At 70.5% G+C, this 15,683-nt stretch carries 14 protein-coding genes and 2 tRNA genes; 7 read left to right on the forward strand and 9 right to left on the reverse strand.

Annotation, left to right across the window (positions count from 1 at the left end; genetic code table 11):
- Window positions 1-224 precede the first annotated feature (224 nt).
- The 6 genes from aceE (at window position 225) to fabF (ending at window position 7,995) form a co-directional block, all read left to right on the forward strand.
- Entirely contained in the window at window positions 225-2,969 is a 2,745-nt protein-coding gene (gene aceE, locus HP507_RS07985) for a pyruvate dehydrogenase (acetyl-transferring), homodimeric type (protein ID WP_175351258.1), read from the forward strand.
- Between the two features lie 7 nt (window positions 2,970-2,976).
- The gene (locus tag HP507_RS07990; RefSeq protein ID WP_175351259.1) at window positions 2,977-4,203 is read left to right on the forward strand and encodes a PucR family transcriptional regulator; all 1,227 of its coding nucleotides are present in this window, start codon (window positions 2,977-2,979) and stop codon (window positions 4,201-4,203) included.
- A 78-nt stretch (window positions 4,204-4,281) separates the two neighbouring features.
- Window positions 4,282-5,223 (forward strand): ACP S-malonyltransferase, encoded by a 942-nt coding sequence (locus tag HP507_RS07995; protein ID WP_175351260.1) that lies wholly within the window; start codon window positions 4,282-4,284, stop codon window positions 5,221-5,223.
- A complete protein-coding gene (locus HP507_RS08000) occupies window positions 5,220-6,275 on the forward strand; it encodes a beta-ketoacyl-ACP synthase III (protein ID WP_217508606.1) in 1,056 nt (351 codons plus the stop codon). The genes HP507_RS07995 and HP507_RS08000 overlap by 4 nt, the downstream gene beginning before the upstream one ends.
- 111 nt (window positions 6,276-6,386) lie before the next feature.
- On the forward strand, window positions 6,387-6,635 hold the full coding sequence (locus tag HP507_RS08005) for an acyl carrier protein (RefSeq protein WP_022903951.1): 249 nt from the start codon (window positions 6,387-6,389) through the stop codon (window positions 6,633-6,635).
- Window positions 6,636-6,750: 115 nt separating this feature from the next.
- Window positions 6,751-7,995 (forward strand): beta-ketoacyl-ACP synthase II, encoded by a 1,245-nt coding sequence (gene fabF, locus HP507_RS08010; protein ID WP_175351261.1) that lies wholly within the window; start codon window positions 6,751-6,753, stop codon window positions 7,993-7,995.
- A 272-nt stretch (window positions 7,996-8,267) separates the two neighbouring features.
- Here fabF and HP507_RS08015 read toward each other — a convergent pair whose 3' ends face one another.
- The 6 genes from HP507_RS08015 to HP507_RS08040 all read right to left on the reverse strand — a co-directional run bounded on the left by HP507_RS08015 (window position 8,268) and on the right by HP507_RS08040 (window position 13,218).
- On the reverse strand, window positions 8,268-8,768 hold the full coding sequence (locus HP507_RS08015; protein WP_376984210.1) for a DUF3145 domain-containing protein: 501 nt from the start codon (window positions 8,766-8,768) through the stop codon (window positions 8,268-8,270).
- Window positions 8,769-8,938: 170 nt separating this feature from the next.
- A complete protein-coding gene (locus tag HP507_RS08020; RefSeq protein WP_175351262.1) occupies window positions 8,939-9,754 on the reverse strand; it encodes a DUF1684 domain-containing protein in 816 nt (271 codons plus the stop codon).
- Window positions 9,751-10,884: an AI-2E family transporter gene (locus HP507_RS08025; protein ID WP_338085073.1), complete on the reverse strand. Its 1,134-nt coding sequence runs from the start codon at window positions 10,882-10,884 to the stop codon at window positions 9,751-9,753. Before HP507_RS08025 ends, HP507_RS08020 begins: the two co-directional genes overlap by 4 nt.
- Window position 10,885: 1 nt before the next feature.
- Window positions 10,886-10,960: transfer RNA gene (locus HP507_RS08030), tRNA-Ile, on the reverse strand.
- Between the two features lie 13 nt (window positions 10,961-10,973).
- The gene (locus HP507_RS08035; protein WP_175351264.1) at window positions 10,974-12,185 is read right to left on the reverse strand and encodes a glycosyltransferase; all 1,212 of its coding nucleotides are present in this window, start codon (window positions 12,183-12,185) and stop codon (window positions 10,974-10,976) included.
- 121 nt (window positions 12,186-12,306) lie between these two features.
- On the reverse strand, window positions 12,307-13,218 hold the full coding sequence (locus HP507_RS08040) for a multidrug DMT transporter permease (protein WP_175351265.1): 912 nt from the start codon (window positions 13,216-13,218) through the stop codon (window positions 12,307-12,309).
- Between the two features lie 39 nt (window positions 13,219-13,257).
- On the opposite strand from HP507_RS08040, the gene def reads away from it, so the two are divergent.
- Window positions 13,258-13,833, forward strand: a complete 576-nt coding sequence (gene def / locus HP507_RS08045; protein ID WP_175351266.1) for a peptide deformylase — start codon at window positions 13,258-13,260, stop codon at window positions 13,831-13,833.
- Between the two features lie 29 nt (window positions 13,834-13,862).
- Here the strand turns inward: def and HP507_RS08050 are convergent, their stop codons facing one another.
- From HP507_RS08050 to HP507_RS08060, 3 genes are all read right to left on the reverse strand, one after another.
- A complete protein-coding gene (locus tag HP507_RS08050; protein ID WP_175351267.1) occupies window positions 13,863-14,351 on the reverse strand; it encodes a hypothetical protein in 489 nt (162 codons plus the stop codon).
- A 105-nt stretch (window positions 14,352-14,456) separates the two neighbouring features.
- A tRNA-Asn gene (locus HP507_RS08055) sits at window positions 14,457-14,529 on the reverse strand.
- Between the two features lie 112 nt (window positions 14,530-14,641).
- On the reverse strand, window positions 14,642-15,616 hold the full coding sequence (locus tag HP507_RS08060; RefSeq protein WP_175351268.1) for a D-isomer specific 2-hydroxyacid dehydrogenase family protein: 975 nt from the start codon (window positions 15,614-15,616) through the stop codon (window positions 14,642-14,644).
- Window positions 15,617-15,683 lie beyond the last annotated feature (67 nt).

Raw genomic sequence — 15,683 nt, forward strand, 5'->3', positions numbered from 1 at the left:
CTCGGGCGTGGGGTGTGCCCGGTGTCCGCGCGCACGCACGGGTCGCGAGTGCACGATCGGCAATCGTACGCCGACGTCACCCGAATGCAAGCACCTGTCCACGTGCACGTCACCATCAGGCTGACGGTCGGTGTGTGGGCCTAGAGTGGTCGGGGCCCCATCCGGTCGCGACCCGACCAACCGGTGGCCCGCCATGTCCACCACGAGAACGAACGAGGTCAAGGGTGACGGTGAACGACCAGGACCCGTACAGCCACGGCAGCAACGACCAGGACCCGGAGGAGACCGCCGAATGGCGTGAGTCCCTCGACGGTCTGGTGCAGACCCACGGCCACCAGCGTGGCCGCGAGATCATGCTGAGCCTGCTCAAGCGGTCCAAGGAACTGCACCTCGGTGTGCCGATGGTCCCGACCACGGACTACGTGAACACCATCGCGCCGGAGAACGAGCCCGAGTTCCCGGGCGACGAGGAGCTCGAGCGCCGGTACCGCCGGTGGATCCGGTGGAACGCCGCGATCACCGTGCACCGCGCGCAGCGTCCCGGCATCGCCGTGGGCGGCCACATCTCGACCTACGCGTCGAGCGCCGCCCTGTACGAGGTCGGCTACAACCACTTCTTCCGCGCTCAGGACCACCCGTCCGGCGGCGACCAGGTGTTCTTCCAGGGCCACGCCTCCCCCGGCATGTACGCCCGTGCGTACATGGAAGGGCGCCTCGGCGAGGACCAGCTCGACGGCTTCCGTCAGGAGAAGTCCCACGCCGGCGGCGGTCTGTCGTCGTACCCGCACCCGCGCCTCATGCCGCACTTCTGGCAGTTCCCGACCGTGTCGATGGGTATCGGTCCGATCAACGCGATCTACCAGGCGCAGCAGGCCAAGTACCTGTCCAACCGCGGCATCAAGGACGCCTCCGACCAGCAGGTCTGGGCGTTCCTCGGTGACGGCGAGATGGACGAGGTCGAGTCGCGCGGACAGCTCCAGGTCGCCGCGAACGACGGCCTCGACAACCTGAACTTCGTGATCAACTGCAACCTGCAGCGTCTCGACGGTCCGGTGCGCGGCAACGGCAAGATCATCCAGGAGCTCGAGGCGTTCTTCCGCGGTGCGGGCTGGAACGTCATCAAGGTGGTCTGGGGTCGCGAGTGGGACGACCTGCTCGCCCGCGACACCGAGGGCGCGCTGCTCAACCTGATGAACCAGACGCCGGACGGCGACTACCAGACGTACAAGGCCGAGAACGGCGCGTACGTGCGCGAGAACTTCTTCGGGCGTGACCCGAAGGCGCTCGAGCTGGTGTCCGACTACACCGACGACCAGATCTGGAACCTCAAGCGCGGTGGTCACGACTACCGCAAGGTCTACGCGGCCTTCAAGGCGGCGACCGAGCACAAGGGCCAGCCGACCGTCATCCTCGCGAAGACGGTCAAGGGCTACGGCCTCGGCCCCAGCTTCGAGGGGCGCAACGCGACGCACCAGATGAAGAAGCTCACGCTCGACAACCTCAAGCAGTTCCGTGACGAGATGCGCATCCCGATCTCCGACGCGCAGCTCGAGGAGAACCCGTACACGCCGCCGTACTACCACCCCGGGAACGACGACGAGGCGATCCAGTACATGCACGAGCGCCGGCGTGAGCTCGGCGGGTACGTGCCGGAACGCCGCACGAAGTACACGTCGATCACCCTGCCCGACGACTCCAAGTACCAGATCGTCAAGAAGGGCTCCGGCAAGCAGGAGATCGCCACCACCATGGCCTTCGCCCGTCTGCTGAAGGACCTGCTCCGCTCCCCCGACTTCGGCGACCGTGTGGTGCCGATCATCCCCGACGAGGCGCGCACGTTCGGCATGGACGCGTACTTCCCGACGGCGAAGATCTACAACCCGAACGGCCAGCACTACACGTCGGTCGACCGCGAGCTCCTCCTGGCCTACAAGGAGAGCCCGCAGGGCCAGATCATCCACGTCGGCATCAACGAGGCGGGCGCCCTCGCGGCGTTCACCGCGGTCGGCACCTCGTACTCGACGCAGGGCGAGCCGCTCATCCCGGTGTACGTCTTCTACTCGCAGTTCGGGTTCCAGCGCACCGGCGACGCCATCTGGGCGGCCGGTGACCAGATGACCCGCGGCTTCATGATCGGCGCGACCGCCGGCCGCACGACGCTGACCGGTGAGGGCCTGCAGCACGCGGACGGTCACTCGCTGCTCCTCGCGGCGACGAACCCGGCCGTGGTGTCCTACGACCCCGCGTACGGCTACGAGATCGGCCACATCGTCAAGGCCGGCCTCGACCGGATGTACGGCACGAACGAGGACGGCTCCCCGAAGCACGCCGACCCGAACGTCATGTACTACCTGACGGTCTACAACGAGCCGATCGTCCAGCCGGCCGAGCCGGAGGGCGTCGACGCCGAGGGCATCGTCAAGGGCATGTACCTGCTCAACCGGAGCGAGCACGACGGCCCGAAGGCCCAGCTGCTCGCGTCGGGCGTGGCCGTGCCGTGGATCCTCGAGGCGCAGCAGCTCCTCGCCGAGGACTGGGGCGTGTCGGCGGACGTCTGGAGCGTCACGAGCTGGGGTGAGCTGTACCGCGACGGTCTCGACGCGGAGCAGCACGCGTTCCTCAACCCGAACGAGGCGCCGCGCACGCCGTACGTCACCGAGCGCCTGCTCGCGACGGAGGGCCCGGTCGTCGCCGTGAGCGACTTCATGCACCAGGTCCAGGAGCAGATCCGCCCGTTCGTCCCGACCGACTACGCCACGCTCGGCGCCGACGGCTTCGGCTTCTCGGACACCCGTCCGGCCGCCCGCCGCTTCTTCCACATCGACGGCCCCTCGGTCGTCGTGCGGACGCTGCAGCAGCTGGCACGCCAGGGCAAGGTCGACGGCGCGCTCGTCCAGCAGGCGATCGACAAGTACCGCCTGCACGACGTGACCGCCGGCACCACGGGCAGCGCGGGCGGCGAGAGCTGATCTGCCGGTGACGACGGTCCGACCGGACTCCGAGAGCCAGGAGAGCGCGCGCGAGCGGGCGCTCTCCTGGCTCCGTCAGGTGTCCGGTGAACTCTCCACCGCCACCATCAAACGACTCGAGGACACCCTCCCCTGGTACAGCGAGATGCCCCCGGGCCGCCGCTCCGCCGTGGGACTGGTCGCCCAGGCCGGCATCACGTCCTTCATCAGCTGGCTCGAGGGCAGCGCGTCGACGCCGTGGATCGCCGCGGCCGACGTGTTCGGCTCGGCACCACGGGAGCTCCTCCGCTCGGTGAGCCTGCAGCAGACGCTCCAGCTCATCCGCGTGGTCGTCACCGTGGTCGAGGAACGCGCCAAGGACGACGAGATGCTGCAGGAGGCGATCCTCAAGTACTCGCGGGACATCGCCTTCGCGGCCGCCGACGTCTACGCGCGCGCGGCCGAGGCCCGCGGGCTCTGGGACGCCCGGCTCGAAGCGCTCGTGGTCGACTCGATCCTCTCCGGCGAGTACGACGACGAACTGCCGTCGCGCATCGCCGCCCTCGGCTGGCACGGCCACGGCGAGGTCGCGGTCCTGGTCGGCAACGCGCCGAAGCAGCTCGAGGTGGACCAGATCCGCCGGACCGCGCGCCACATGGACGCCGACGTGCTCGTCGGCGTGCAGGGCTCACGGCTCGTGGTCGTGATCGGACGGGCCACCCCGCGGGACGACGTCCCCGAGGGTGAGGAACCGGTCTCGTTCACCTCCATCGCGCAGGCGCTCGAGCCGTCGTTCGGCGAGGGCCACCTGGTGCTCGGCAACGAGGTCCCGGGCGTGGTCGACGCGTCGACGAGCGCGAAGGGAGCCCTCGCCGGGTTCGCCGTCGCACGTGCCTGGCGCGGCGCACCCCGTCCGGCACTCGCTGACGACCTGCTGCCCGAACGGGCCCTGGCCGGCGACCCGCTCGCCCGCTCGGCCCTCGTGCAGCGGATCTACGTGCCGCTCAAGGACCAGTCGACCGAGCTCCTCCAGACGCTGTGGTGCTACCTCGACACCGGGCGGTCGCTCGAGGCCACGGCCCGCGAGCTCTTCGTGCACCCGAACACCGTGCGCTACCGGCTCCGCCGCGTCGCGGACATCATCGGGTGGGACGCGACGCACGCCCGGGACGCCCTCATCGTGCAGTCCGCGCTGATCCTCGGTGCGATGTCGGAGTCGACGGCCGGTCGCCGGCGCATCCCGCACCGCCGCTAGGAACTCGACAATGTTCCGCCGTGTTTCGTGTCGGAAGTCCACACGGGCACGGCGGGGCGCTCCCGGGAGGATTGTCCGGTGATCGTCGTCGTCGCGCCCGGACAGGGCTCCCAGACCCCCGGCTTCCTCGCTCCCTGGCTCGAGGACGCCGCCGTCCGTGACCGCGTGGGTGCATGGTCCGAGGCCATCGGCGTCGACCTGGTGTCACACGGGACCGAGTCCGACGCCGACACCATCAAGGACACCGCCCTCGCCCAGCCGCTCATCGTCGCCGCCGGACTCGTGACCGCCGACGCGCTGCTCGCCGACGGACGCCGTGCCCTCGTGGGTGGTGTCGCCGGCCACTCGGTCGGTGAGTTCACCGCCGCCGGGATCGCCGGGATCCTCGAGCCGAGCGACGCGGTCGCCCTCGTCGCCGAGCGCGGACGGGCGATGGCGGACGCCGCCGCACTCGAACCGACCTCGATGGCCGCGGTCCTCGGCGGGGACGCCGACGAGGTCGCCGCCGCGCTGACCACGCACGGCCTGGTGCCCGCCAACCACAACGGTGGTGGCCAGACGGTCGTCGCCGGTGCCGCGGACGCCATCGCCGCGCTCGTGGCGGACCCGCCCGCCAAGGCCCGGGTCATCCCGCTCGCCGTGGCCGGTGCGTTCCACACCCGGTACATGGCCCCCGCGGTCGAGCGCGTCGCGCCGGTTGCGGCCGCCGCGACGGTGCAGGACCCCACGCTCCCGATCTGGACGAACGCCGACGGCTCGCTCGTCGACGACGGCCGTCGCTTCGTCGACCTCATGGTGAAGCAGATCGCGAACCCCGTGCACTGGGACGCCGTGATGGAGTCCTTCTCCGGCGCCGGCGTGACCGGCATCATCGAGCTCGCGCCCGCCGGCGCCCTCGTCGGCCTCGCGAAGCGCGGACTGCGCGGCACGCCGACCGTCGCGATCAAGACCCCCGACGACCTGCCCGCAGCGATCGACCTGCTGCAGAGCGCAGGCCAGGAAGCAGCAGCAACCGCATGACCGACGCCACCACCTCGTCCGCCGCGACGGACGCGACCGAGCCGAGCCGCGCCTCCAGGCCGGTGCTCGCGCAGCGTCGTGGACACGAGTTCACCCGCATCCTCGCGTTCGGCGCCGCGCGCGGTGAGAACGCGGTGCCCAACGACGACCTCGTCGGGCCGATCGACTCCTCCGACGAGTGGATCCGTCAGCGCACCGGGATCATCACCCGGATGCGCGCCGGCAAGGACGTCGAAGCCGTCGACCTCGCCGAGGCCGCTGCGCTCGACGCGATCGCGAAGGCCGGGATCGAGCCGTCGCAGATCGGTGTCGTCCTGGTCAGCACCGTCACGCACACGGTGGCCACCCCGTCGATGGCGTCACTGCTCGCCGAGCGCATCGGAGCGGCGCCCGCGGCCGCGTACGACATCAGCGCCGCCTGCGCCGGGTACGCGTACGGCATCGCCCAGGCGGACTCGTTCGTGAAGTCCGGCATCGCCGACCACGTGCTGGTCGTCGGCGCCGAGAAGCTCAGCGACATCGTCGACCCGACCGACCGCTCCATCTCGTTCCTGCTCGGGGACGGCGCGGGCGCGGCCATCGTCGGGCCGAGCGACTTCCCCGGCATCGCCCCGACGATCTGGGGCTCGGACGGGTCGAAGTGGGACGCCATCGGCATGACCTCGACCTACAACGAGTGGGAAGCGGGGGCCGCGCGGCCGACGATACGGCAGGCCGGTCAGACCGTGTTCCGCTGGGCCGTCTGGGAGATGGTCAAGGTCGCCCGCGAAGCCCTCGAGACCGCCGGGGTCGAACCGTCCGACCTCGCCGCGTTCGTCCCGCACCAGGCGAACATCCGCATCATCGACGAGTTCGCCAAGCAGCTCGGCCTGCCCGGGTCCGTGGTGATCGCCCGCGACATCGCGACCACCGGCAACACGTCCGCCGCGAGCATCCCGCTCGCCACGCACCGGCTGCTCGAGGAGAACCCCGAGCTGTCCGGCGGCCTCGCGCTGCAGATCGGCTTCGGCGCCGGTCTGGTGTTCGGCGCGCAGGTCGTCGTCCTCCCCTAGTCCCCCGGCACCGCCGGTCGCCAGATCCCACCGGCTCGGCTCCGGGCACGAGCACCACTCGTGCCCTAGGCTGGTCCACGGTCAAACGACACCCCCTCAAGGAGAATCCCCATGGCCCTGTCCAACGAAGAAGTCCTCGCCGGCCTGGCCGAGCTGATCAACGACGAGACCGGCATCGCGACCGACACCGTCGCCGCCGACAAGTCGTTCACCGACGACCTCGACATCGACTCGATCTCGATGATGACCATCGTCGTGAACGCCGAGGAGAAGTTCGACGTGAAGATCCCCGACGAAGAGGTCAAGAACCTCAAGACCGTGGGCGACGCCGTCGACTACATCGTCAAGGCCCAGGCCTGACGCGAGCTTCCTGAGCGCCGCGGCCGCGGACACCCCCGGCCGCGGCGCTCATCTCGTTCACCACGGCGGGCGGCCGTCGCTCGTCGCTCGTCCACACGAAAGAACACGTCGTTCCATGACCAACAGAACCGTCGTCGTCACCGGGATCGGTGCCATCACGCCCCTCGCCGCGACCGCCCCGGAAACGTGGGAGGCGCTGCTCGCCGGCAAGTCCGGCATCACCCGCATCGAGGACCCGCGCTACGCCGAGCTCGAACTCCCCGTCGAGTTCGCCGGCCAGGCGCGCCGCTTCCTCACCGACCAGCTCACCCGTCCGGAGACGAGGCGCCTCGACCCCTCGTCGCAGCTGTCGCTCGTCGCCGCACGTGAGGCGTGGGCCGACGCCGGCATCGACGCCGAGTCCGTCGTCCCGGAACGCCTCATCGTCGACTGGGCGACCGGCATCGGCGGCGTCAACACGCTGCTCGACGCCTGGGACACCCTGCGCGAGAAGGGTCCGCGCCGCGTCATGCCGATGACGGTGCCGATGCTCATGGCGAACGGCCCGGCCGCGGCCATCGAGATGGAGTTCGGCGCCCGCGGCGGCGCCCGCACCTACCTGTCGGCGTGCGCGTCCTCGACGGAGTCCCTGGCCGAGGCGTACCGCCACGTCGCGAGCGGCGACGCCGACATCGTCATCGCCGGTGGCGCCGAGGCGGCCCTGCACCCGCTGCCCCTCGCGTCCTTCGCGGCCATGCAGGCGCTGTCCCGCCGCAACGACTCCCCCGAGACCGCGTCGCGTCCGTACGACGTCACACGCGACGGCTTCGTGCTCGGTGACGGCGCCGCGGCGCTCATCCTCGAGACGAAGGAGCACGCCGAGGCCCGCGGCGCGAAGATCTACGCCGAGGTCGCCGGCGCCGGCATCACCTCGGACGCGTTCCACATCACCGCCCCCGACCCCGAGGGCAGCGCTGCCGCCCGCGCGGTCCTGCAGGCGCTCGAGCACGCCGGCGCCGCCCGCGAGGACGTCGTGCACGTCAACGCGCACGCCACCTCCACGCCCGTGGGCGACGTCGCCGAGTACCACGCGATGCGCCGCGTCTTCGGGGACCACCTCGACAGCATCGTGGTGTCCGCCACGAAGGCGTCGACGGGACACCTCCTCGGCGGTGCCGGTGCGATCGAGGCCGTGTTCACGGCCCTCGCGTTGCACGAGCGGGTCGCGCCGCCGACGATCAACCTCACCCAGCAGGACCCGGAGATCGTGATGGACGTCGCGACGGCGCCGCGCGAGCTGCCGCAGGGCGATCTGCTCGCGGTGAGCAACTCGTTCGGCTTCGGCGGGCACAACGCGGTCGTCGCGTTCCGCAGCGCCTGACGCACTGCCTGTCTGGAGGCCCGTCCCGCGTCCGCGGGACGGGCCTCCGCTCGTTCCGTGGCCGGCACCACTGCCGCGAAAGCGACACATCCCCGGCCACCGTCCCCGGCCCTGCCGCGAAAGCGACAGTCTGCCGCCGGAGTCAGGCGGCAGACTGTCGCTTTCGCGAGCGCGAGAACGGTCGCGGAGCGCGGCGCCGGGACGGCCGGGACGCAGGAACGCCGCCCGGCTCGGGGCCGGGCGGCGTTCGTGTCGGAGGAAGTGCGTCCGGGTCAGCCGACGCGGTGGAGCCAGACGACGGGGTTGCCCTCGGCGGCGTGACGGAACGGCTCGAGTTCGTCGTCCCACGCCTGGCCGAGCGCCAGCCGCAGCTCGCGGTGGAGCTCCAGGGCGTTGCTGCCCGCGACCTCCATGGCGTAGCGCACGCGATCCTCGGGGACGACCATGTTGCCGGTGACGTCGGTCTGCGCGTAGAACACCCCGAGGTCCGGCGTGTGCATCCACCGGCCGCCGTCCGAACCAGCAGTGGGTTCCTCGGTGACCTCGTACCGGAGGTGCTCCCAGCCGCGGAGCGCAGACGCGATCGCGGCACCCGTGCCGACCGTACCGGTCCAGGTGAACTCGGTGCGCCGAGCGCCGTCCTGCGCCGGCTGGTCGAGCCACGAGAAGTTCACGGCACGGCTCATGGCGCGACCTGCCGCCCATTCGACGTGCGGGCAGAGCGCGCGTGGTGAGGAGTGCACGTAGAGCACCCCGGTGGTCGTTCCGTTCACGATTCCTCCGATTCGTCAGGTGCGACTTCCCCATCGACCTGGACCACGGAGGTTCGTTCGGAACCATCGATATCCGATTGTGATGTCCTTGCGGACACGCCCATTATGCAGCCTGCGCACCGGGAACGCCAGACGGCGGAGCGGAAACGGCGCCGAGACGCTCCGGACGCTCAGTGGAACACGTGGCCAGCGGTGTCGACAGGGTGCCGCTCCCCCGCGGTGATCGGCACGGGGACGTGGTTGTCCTCGGGCGGGATCGGGCAGGCGAACTGGTACGAGAACGCGCACGGCGGCAGGACGAGCAGGTTCCAGTCGAGCTCGACGTCGGCGCCGGCGCTGGGGTCGGTGCCGGGGTCGTCGAGGTACAGGAAGCGCCCCATCGAGTAGGTGCTCCCGGGGTCCTCCTCGGGCAGCGCGCTCGTGGTGTCCTGCACGATGAGCTGCAGCCGCGCCGCACCCCGGAACGCCGCGGACCGGACCGCGACGAGCCGGACGGACGTACTGCCGAAGGCCGTCTCGATGTGCCCGGCGACCTCGAGCGGAGCGCCGGCGGCGTCGAGGACGACACCCTGCGCCTCCAGGCCCGTGACGGGCGTGTACCTGCCGGACGTGACCCAGTCGGCGGAGCGGTCGAAACGCGCGATCCCGGCGAAGCGGGCGATGGACTCCGAGGACGGGTCCCACACGCGCAACGTGCCCGCGGACACCGACCCCGCGAACCCGTCGGGGAACGTCACGGTCGACGCGACGACGGCTTCGTCGCCCGCGACGAGCACGGTGCCGTCCACCGGGACACCGTCGACGACCACGCCGTCCGCCGCCGACGCGGTCACGGACAGGCCGCCCGGCGCGGGCGCCCACTGCCCGGGCACGGGCCAGACCGGCTGCGCGTGGTCGACGCGCTGGGCGTTCACGAGCGCCAGCGGACCGCGAGGCCCCGTCGCCCAGCGCTCGCGGGAGGCGACGTGGTCCTCGTACGCGCTCATGCCTGCTCTTGCCGCGGGTAGATGACCTTCTGCACGATGATGATCACCGAGGCCGCGACGGGCAGGGCGACGAGCGCGCCGAGCACACCGCCGATCGTGCCGCCCGCGACGGCGGCGATGACGACGAGGGCTCCGGGCACCTGGACCGCGCGCGACATGATGCGCGGCGAGATCACGTACGCCTCGACCTGCATGTACACCAGGTAGTAGATCGCCGCGGCGAGGGCGGTCGCGGGCGAGGCGAACAGGCAGAGCAGCGAGATCACGATCGCGGCGGCGAGCGTCCCGACCAGCGGGATGAGCGAGCCCAGGAACGCGAACGACGCCAGCAGCACCGGGAGCGGCGCGCCGATGATGAGCAGGAACACCAGGCTCAGGATGCCGTTGATGAGCGCCTGCGAGATCTGCCCCACGACGTAGCGACCCACCGCCTGGGTGATCTGCTCGCTGACGTCGATGAAGTTCTGCCGCCGCGACGCCGGGACGAACCGGTAGGTCATCGACTTCATGCCGCGCATCGACGCGAGGAAGTAGAGCATCAGGATGATGACGATGACGGCACCGGTGAGGCCGGACAGGATGCCGCTGCCGACCGCGAGGATCCCGCCGCCGAGGCTCAGCAGGTTGCCCGGGTTCTCCACGAAGGACTGCACGGACTGCAGCGTGTGGTCGATGTCGAACGACCCCGAGAACTGGTCGGAGAGGTCCTGCACCCACTTCTGACCCGAGATGTCCTGCACGACATCCGGGAAGTTCTGGATGAGGTTGGTCGCCTGCTCCACGAGGATCGGGACGACCGCGAACACGACGCCGGCGAACGCGGTGAGGACCCCGACGACCACGACGGTGATCGCCACCCAACGCGGGACGAGCCGTTCGAGGAACGACACGAGCGGGTCGACACCGAGCGCCAGGAACAGGGCGACGCCGATGTAGACGAGGACGGTCGACAGCTGGTGGACGATCGAGCCGGCGACGAGTGCCACGAGGACACCGATGGCACCCATGAAGCCGATGCGGAACGCGTTGACGCGCACGCCGGTGCCACCACGGGTCACCTCGAACGTCACGTTCGGCGTCGGGCTGTGGTCGTCCTGTTGCTGCGTGTCGCGCTTCCTGGGCAAGTGCACGTAGGGCGGGCGGGACTCGAACCCGCGAATCGTTCGGTTATGAGCCGACTGCCTTGACCAGCTTGGCTACCGCCCCTCGCCGGAGACCGTCAGGCCACCGGATCCCCACGATACAGTGACTCGAACGTCGAGAGCGTGCGGTTGATGTCGTGTGCCTCGATCATGGCGAGACTGCGTTCGCGCATCGCGACGTAGTCGTCGTCGGAGGCGGTGAGCACCGCCGTGAGCTTCGCGGCGAGGTCGTGCTCATCACCCGGGGTGAACAGGTAGCCGTTGCCGTCGATGAGGTGCGGCAGCGCCATCGAGTCCGCCGCCACGACGGGGAGCCCGGAGGCCATGCCCTCGAGCGACGAGATGCTCTGCAGTTCGGCCGTCGACGGCATCGCGAACACGGTGGCGTTCGTCAGCGCCTGCCGCTTGACCTCGTCGGAGACGAACCCGAGGAATCGGACGCGGTCCTCGACCCCGAGCTCCTTCGCCTGCGCCTTGAGCTTCGGGATCATCTCGCCGTCGCCGACGATGGTGAGCGTCGCGTCCAGCTCGGCCGGCAGGGCCGGCAGCGCGCGCACGAGGACGTCGAGGTTCTTCTCCGGCGCGACCCGGCCGACGAACACGATGTCGTTGTTGGCGGGACGGCCCTCGCGCGCGACGTAGCGCGAGGCGTCGATCCCGCACGAGATCGCGAGCACGCGCTGCCCGGCGATCGCCCGCCGGAGGTAGTCCGCCGCCAGGTTCGTCGGCGTCGTGATCGTGTCGGCGAGCCGGTAGGTCTTGGCGGCGTCGTTCCACGCGATCTTCAGCGCGATCGGCAGGGTGCGCTTGCCGAACGGCGTGTACTCGAGCAGGTTCTCGGGCATGAAGTGGTTCGTCGCGACGACCCGGATGCCGCGCTCCTTCGCCTCGTGGACGATCCCGCGCCCGATGACGACGTGCGACTGGATGTGCAGGACGTCGGGCTTGACGGCGTCGAGGATGGGTCCCGTCCACTTCCGGACGCTCCACGGCCAGACGAAGCGGAGCCACGCGTGCAGCGGCCACTTGTACGACTTCAGGCGGTGTACGACGAGGGTGACCCCGCGGTGCTCCTCGTCGAAGGTGCCGTAGTGGCGACTCGATGCGGGGGCGACGACGTGGACCTCGTGCCCGCGTTCGGCGAGACCGACGGCGAGCTGTTCGGCGAAGGTCGCGGCGCCGTTCACGTCGGGCGCGAACGTGTCCGCCGCGATCATCACGCGCAGCGGACGTCGGCTCGCCGTCGCACCCGTCGGCTCGGCGGTGGCGGTGGTGGCGTCGTCTGACACGGCTGGCGTCGTCCTCTCGTGGGCGATTGCTGGTCGTTCGACGACGCTACCGCACGGTGTCCGGGCAGCGCGTCCGCCTCGCGGTTGACCCGCCCCTACCCAGGTACGACGCCGGCGGCGGTCAGGCGCGTGACTGGGGGTGGTGTTTCGCGAGCAGGAACACACCGGTGATCGCGATCGCCGCGGCCACGACGAACCCGGCGACCGCGACCCACGGAGCCCCCGCAGCCTCACCGAGCACGACCACACCGATCCCGACCGCCACGATCGGATCGATCACCGTCAACCCCGCGATCACCAGGTCCGCCGACCCACTCGAGTACGCGTTCTGCACGAAGTACCCACCCAACGACGCCGCCACGACCACACCCACGATCGCCAGCACCGTCAACCAATCGAACGTGTGGTTCACGAACCGGTTCAAGGTCACCTTCGCCAACGTCGCCACGAACCCGTAGAGCACCCCCGCACCCACGATGTAGTACAACGCGTTCCGGTGCTTCGCGACGAACCGGAACGACACCAGCACGAGCACCAGCACGATCGCCAGGATCACCAGCACGGTCACGAGCTGCCCCCGCGTGATCACGCTCTCGTGCCCCACGAACGCCGCGATGCCGACGAAGATCGCGACCCCGATGATGCACGTCCACACCGCCCGACGAGCACGACGACCCAACGGGACACCACTGGACCGCGACGAGAACCACGTCGTGATCACCAACGCCACCGCACCCAACGGCTGCACCACGATCAACGGCGCGAACGTGATGCTGACCAACTGCAGCACCACCGCGAGACCGAGCATCACCGTGCCCAGCACCCAGTACCCGCTCGACACCAACCCCAGCACGTGCCGGACGCTCAGCCCGTTCGACTGACGGCCCAGCCGAGCCTCCACCCGCTGCACCCCACGACTCTGGAACTGCGCACCCAGCGACAGGAACACCGCCCCCACCAACGCGACGGGGATCATGAGCGCCTGGAACGGCGTGAGGTTCACCGCGTCCGGGATCTGGAGGTCCGTCGTCACGCGTCGAGGCTATCGTCCCCCGCCGGATAACCTGGGCGAATGCCCGTTCTCCCGATCCGCATCACCGGCGAACCCGTCCTGCACGAGCGTGCAGCCGAGATCACCGAGTTCGACGACGACCTCCGTTCCCTGGTCGCCGACATGTACGAGACCATGGACCTGGCGCCCGGGGTCGGGCTCGCGGGCCCCCAGGTCGGTGTGGGCAAGCGGCTCTTCGTGTACTCATGGACCGATGATGACGAGGTCCTGCACCGCGGCGTCGCCGTGAACCCGGTCCTGTGGATCACTCCCCCGGTCCCGGAGTCTGTGGAGGAACTCGACGAGGACGAGGAGTCCGAGGGCTGCCTGTCCGTGCCGGGCGAGCGGTTCCCGCTCCGCCGGTCCGAGGGTGCGCTCCTCCGCGCGTTCGACGAGCACGGCGAACCCTTCGAGGTCGAGGCGCACGGCTGGCTCGCCCGCATCTTCCAGCACGAGTACGACCACCTCGACGGCTGGCTCTACGCCGACCGGCTCGTGCACCCTTTCGGCAAGCAGGTCGCGAAGGCGATCCGCAAGAACAGCTGGGGCGGCCCCGGCAAGTCCTGGCTGCCCGGCCGCGACCACCCCGAGGGCTGAGTCGAGGAACCCGGCCCAGGAGGCGCGGCTCAGCTCCGCCAGGCAGCGATCGCGTCGCGCAGGTGGTCCGTCTCGGGGTGCCCCGGGCAGTACTCGAGCAGGCCCACGGCGACGTGCGCCTCGGCGGCGCTGCCGATCGTTCCGGCCCACCGCCCGGTCCCCTGCACCGCGCACCCTGCGGCGAGTTCCTCGAGCGTTGCGTCCCCGTTGGCCGCGTCGACCGCTGCGCGCTGCTGCGACGACATCTCCGTGCCCGTGATCCGCTCGGCGGTGCAGTCCGTACGGCGGTCAGCCCACACCGCGGAGTACGTCGTGTAGGTCTCGGTGCGGTCGGACGACCCCACCGAGCACACGAACGCGAAGACGATCGGGGACGTGCCGGAGGCCGACACACCCGAGGTCGCCGAGGGGTCGAGCGAGTCCTCGGGCTCGGACTCCGCGCCGGTGGTGCACCCGGTGAGACCGATCCCGGCGGCGACGAGCACGCTCGCAGCGATGGCTCGGCGCACGGTGATCACCTGTGAACGCTAACAGCTTCGATCCATGAGCCACCTGCGAGCTCGGGCGCCGCCAGCGCCGCGTGCCACGCAAAAGGCCCCCACCCGGAGGTGAGGGCCTGTATGCTCCCCGAGTTGGACTCGAACCAACAACCTGCCGGTTAACAGCCGGCTGCTCTGCCAATTGAGCTATCGAGGATCACTGCCCAGAAACCGAATCGGTCTGAACAACGGGTAACAGCATAGCAGCAACCTGGAGCCACCCCGCGCATCGGCTGCGCATCCCGGGCGCGCCGCCACGGTGGCGCGGCTCAGTACCCCGCGACCGGGTCGACGACGCCCACGAAGCCGGTGCCCGCTCCGTCGAGGAACGCAGCGGTGTTGAGCCGCACGCGCTCGGCGAGCAACGGCGCCACCATCTCCGGCGTGTCCGCCTGGTGCGGCGTGATGATCGCGCCGGGCTCGTCCCAGAGCGGGTGGCCGTCGGGCAGGGGTTCGGGATCGGTGACGTCGAGTCCCGCGGCGGCGATGGAGCCGTCCCTCAGCGCCGACACCAGGGCGTCCGTGTCCACGAGCCCGCCCCGTGCGATGTTCACGAGACGCGCCGACGGCTTCATGCGCTCGAACTGTCGCCGGCCGAACAGCTTCGACGTGCCGGAGGTCATCGCCGCGGCGATCATCACGACGTCCGCGTCGGGCAGGACCTCGTCGAGCGCGTCGGTCGTGACGGTGCGGTCGGCTCCGGGGACGGGGTCGGGCGAACGGCGGACCACGGTGATCGACACCTCGAACGGTGCGAGCAGCCGGATGTACTCCTGGGCGATTCCGCCGGCACCGATGACGACGACGTTCCGGCCGTACAGCGAGACGCCCTCGGGCTCGGTCGCCCACGAGCGTGCCCGCGCGCGCTTCTGCAGCACCCGCAGCGTGCCGAGGGTCAGCGCGAGGGCGTGCTCGGCGACGGGTTCGGCGTACGCCCCCTTGGCGGAGGTGAACAGGATGCGGTCGCCGTGAGAAGCGATCAAGGACGCGAACGCGTCGACTCCGGCGAACGGCAGCTGCACCCAGCCCACCCCGGGCGCGGCGTCGAGCGCGTCGGACAGACCGGTCGGGTCCCGGGGGTCGAGCCAGACGAGTCCGCGGGCGGAGTCGTCCAGCTCCGAGACGGTGCCACCGGCCGAGGTCACCGCGTCCTCGTGCAGAGCGGTCCCGCCGCCGGCGGGCAGGATCGCGATCGGTCCGGCGGTCGGCGGCGCGACGGGCAGCGCCGCGCCCGCGTCGGTCACGACCGCACGGTGCCCACGGACGCCGGCCGCGGTCGACGACGACGGAACCGACGACGACGGAACCGAC

It is taken from the genome of Curtobacterium pusillum, from assembly GCF_013359865.1.
In the GTDB taxonomy this organism is placed as follows: domain Bacteria; phylum Actinomycetota; class Actinomycetes; order Actinomycetales; family Microbacteriaceae; genus Curtobacterium; species Curtobacterium pusillum.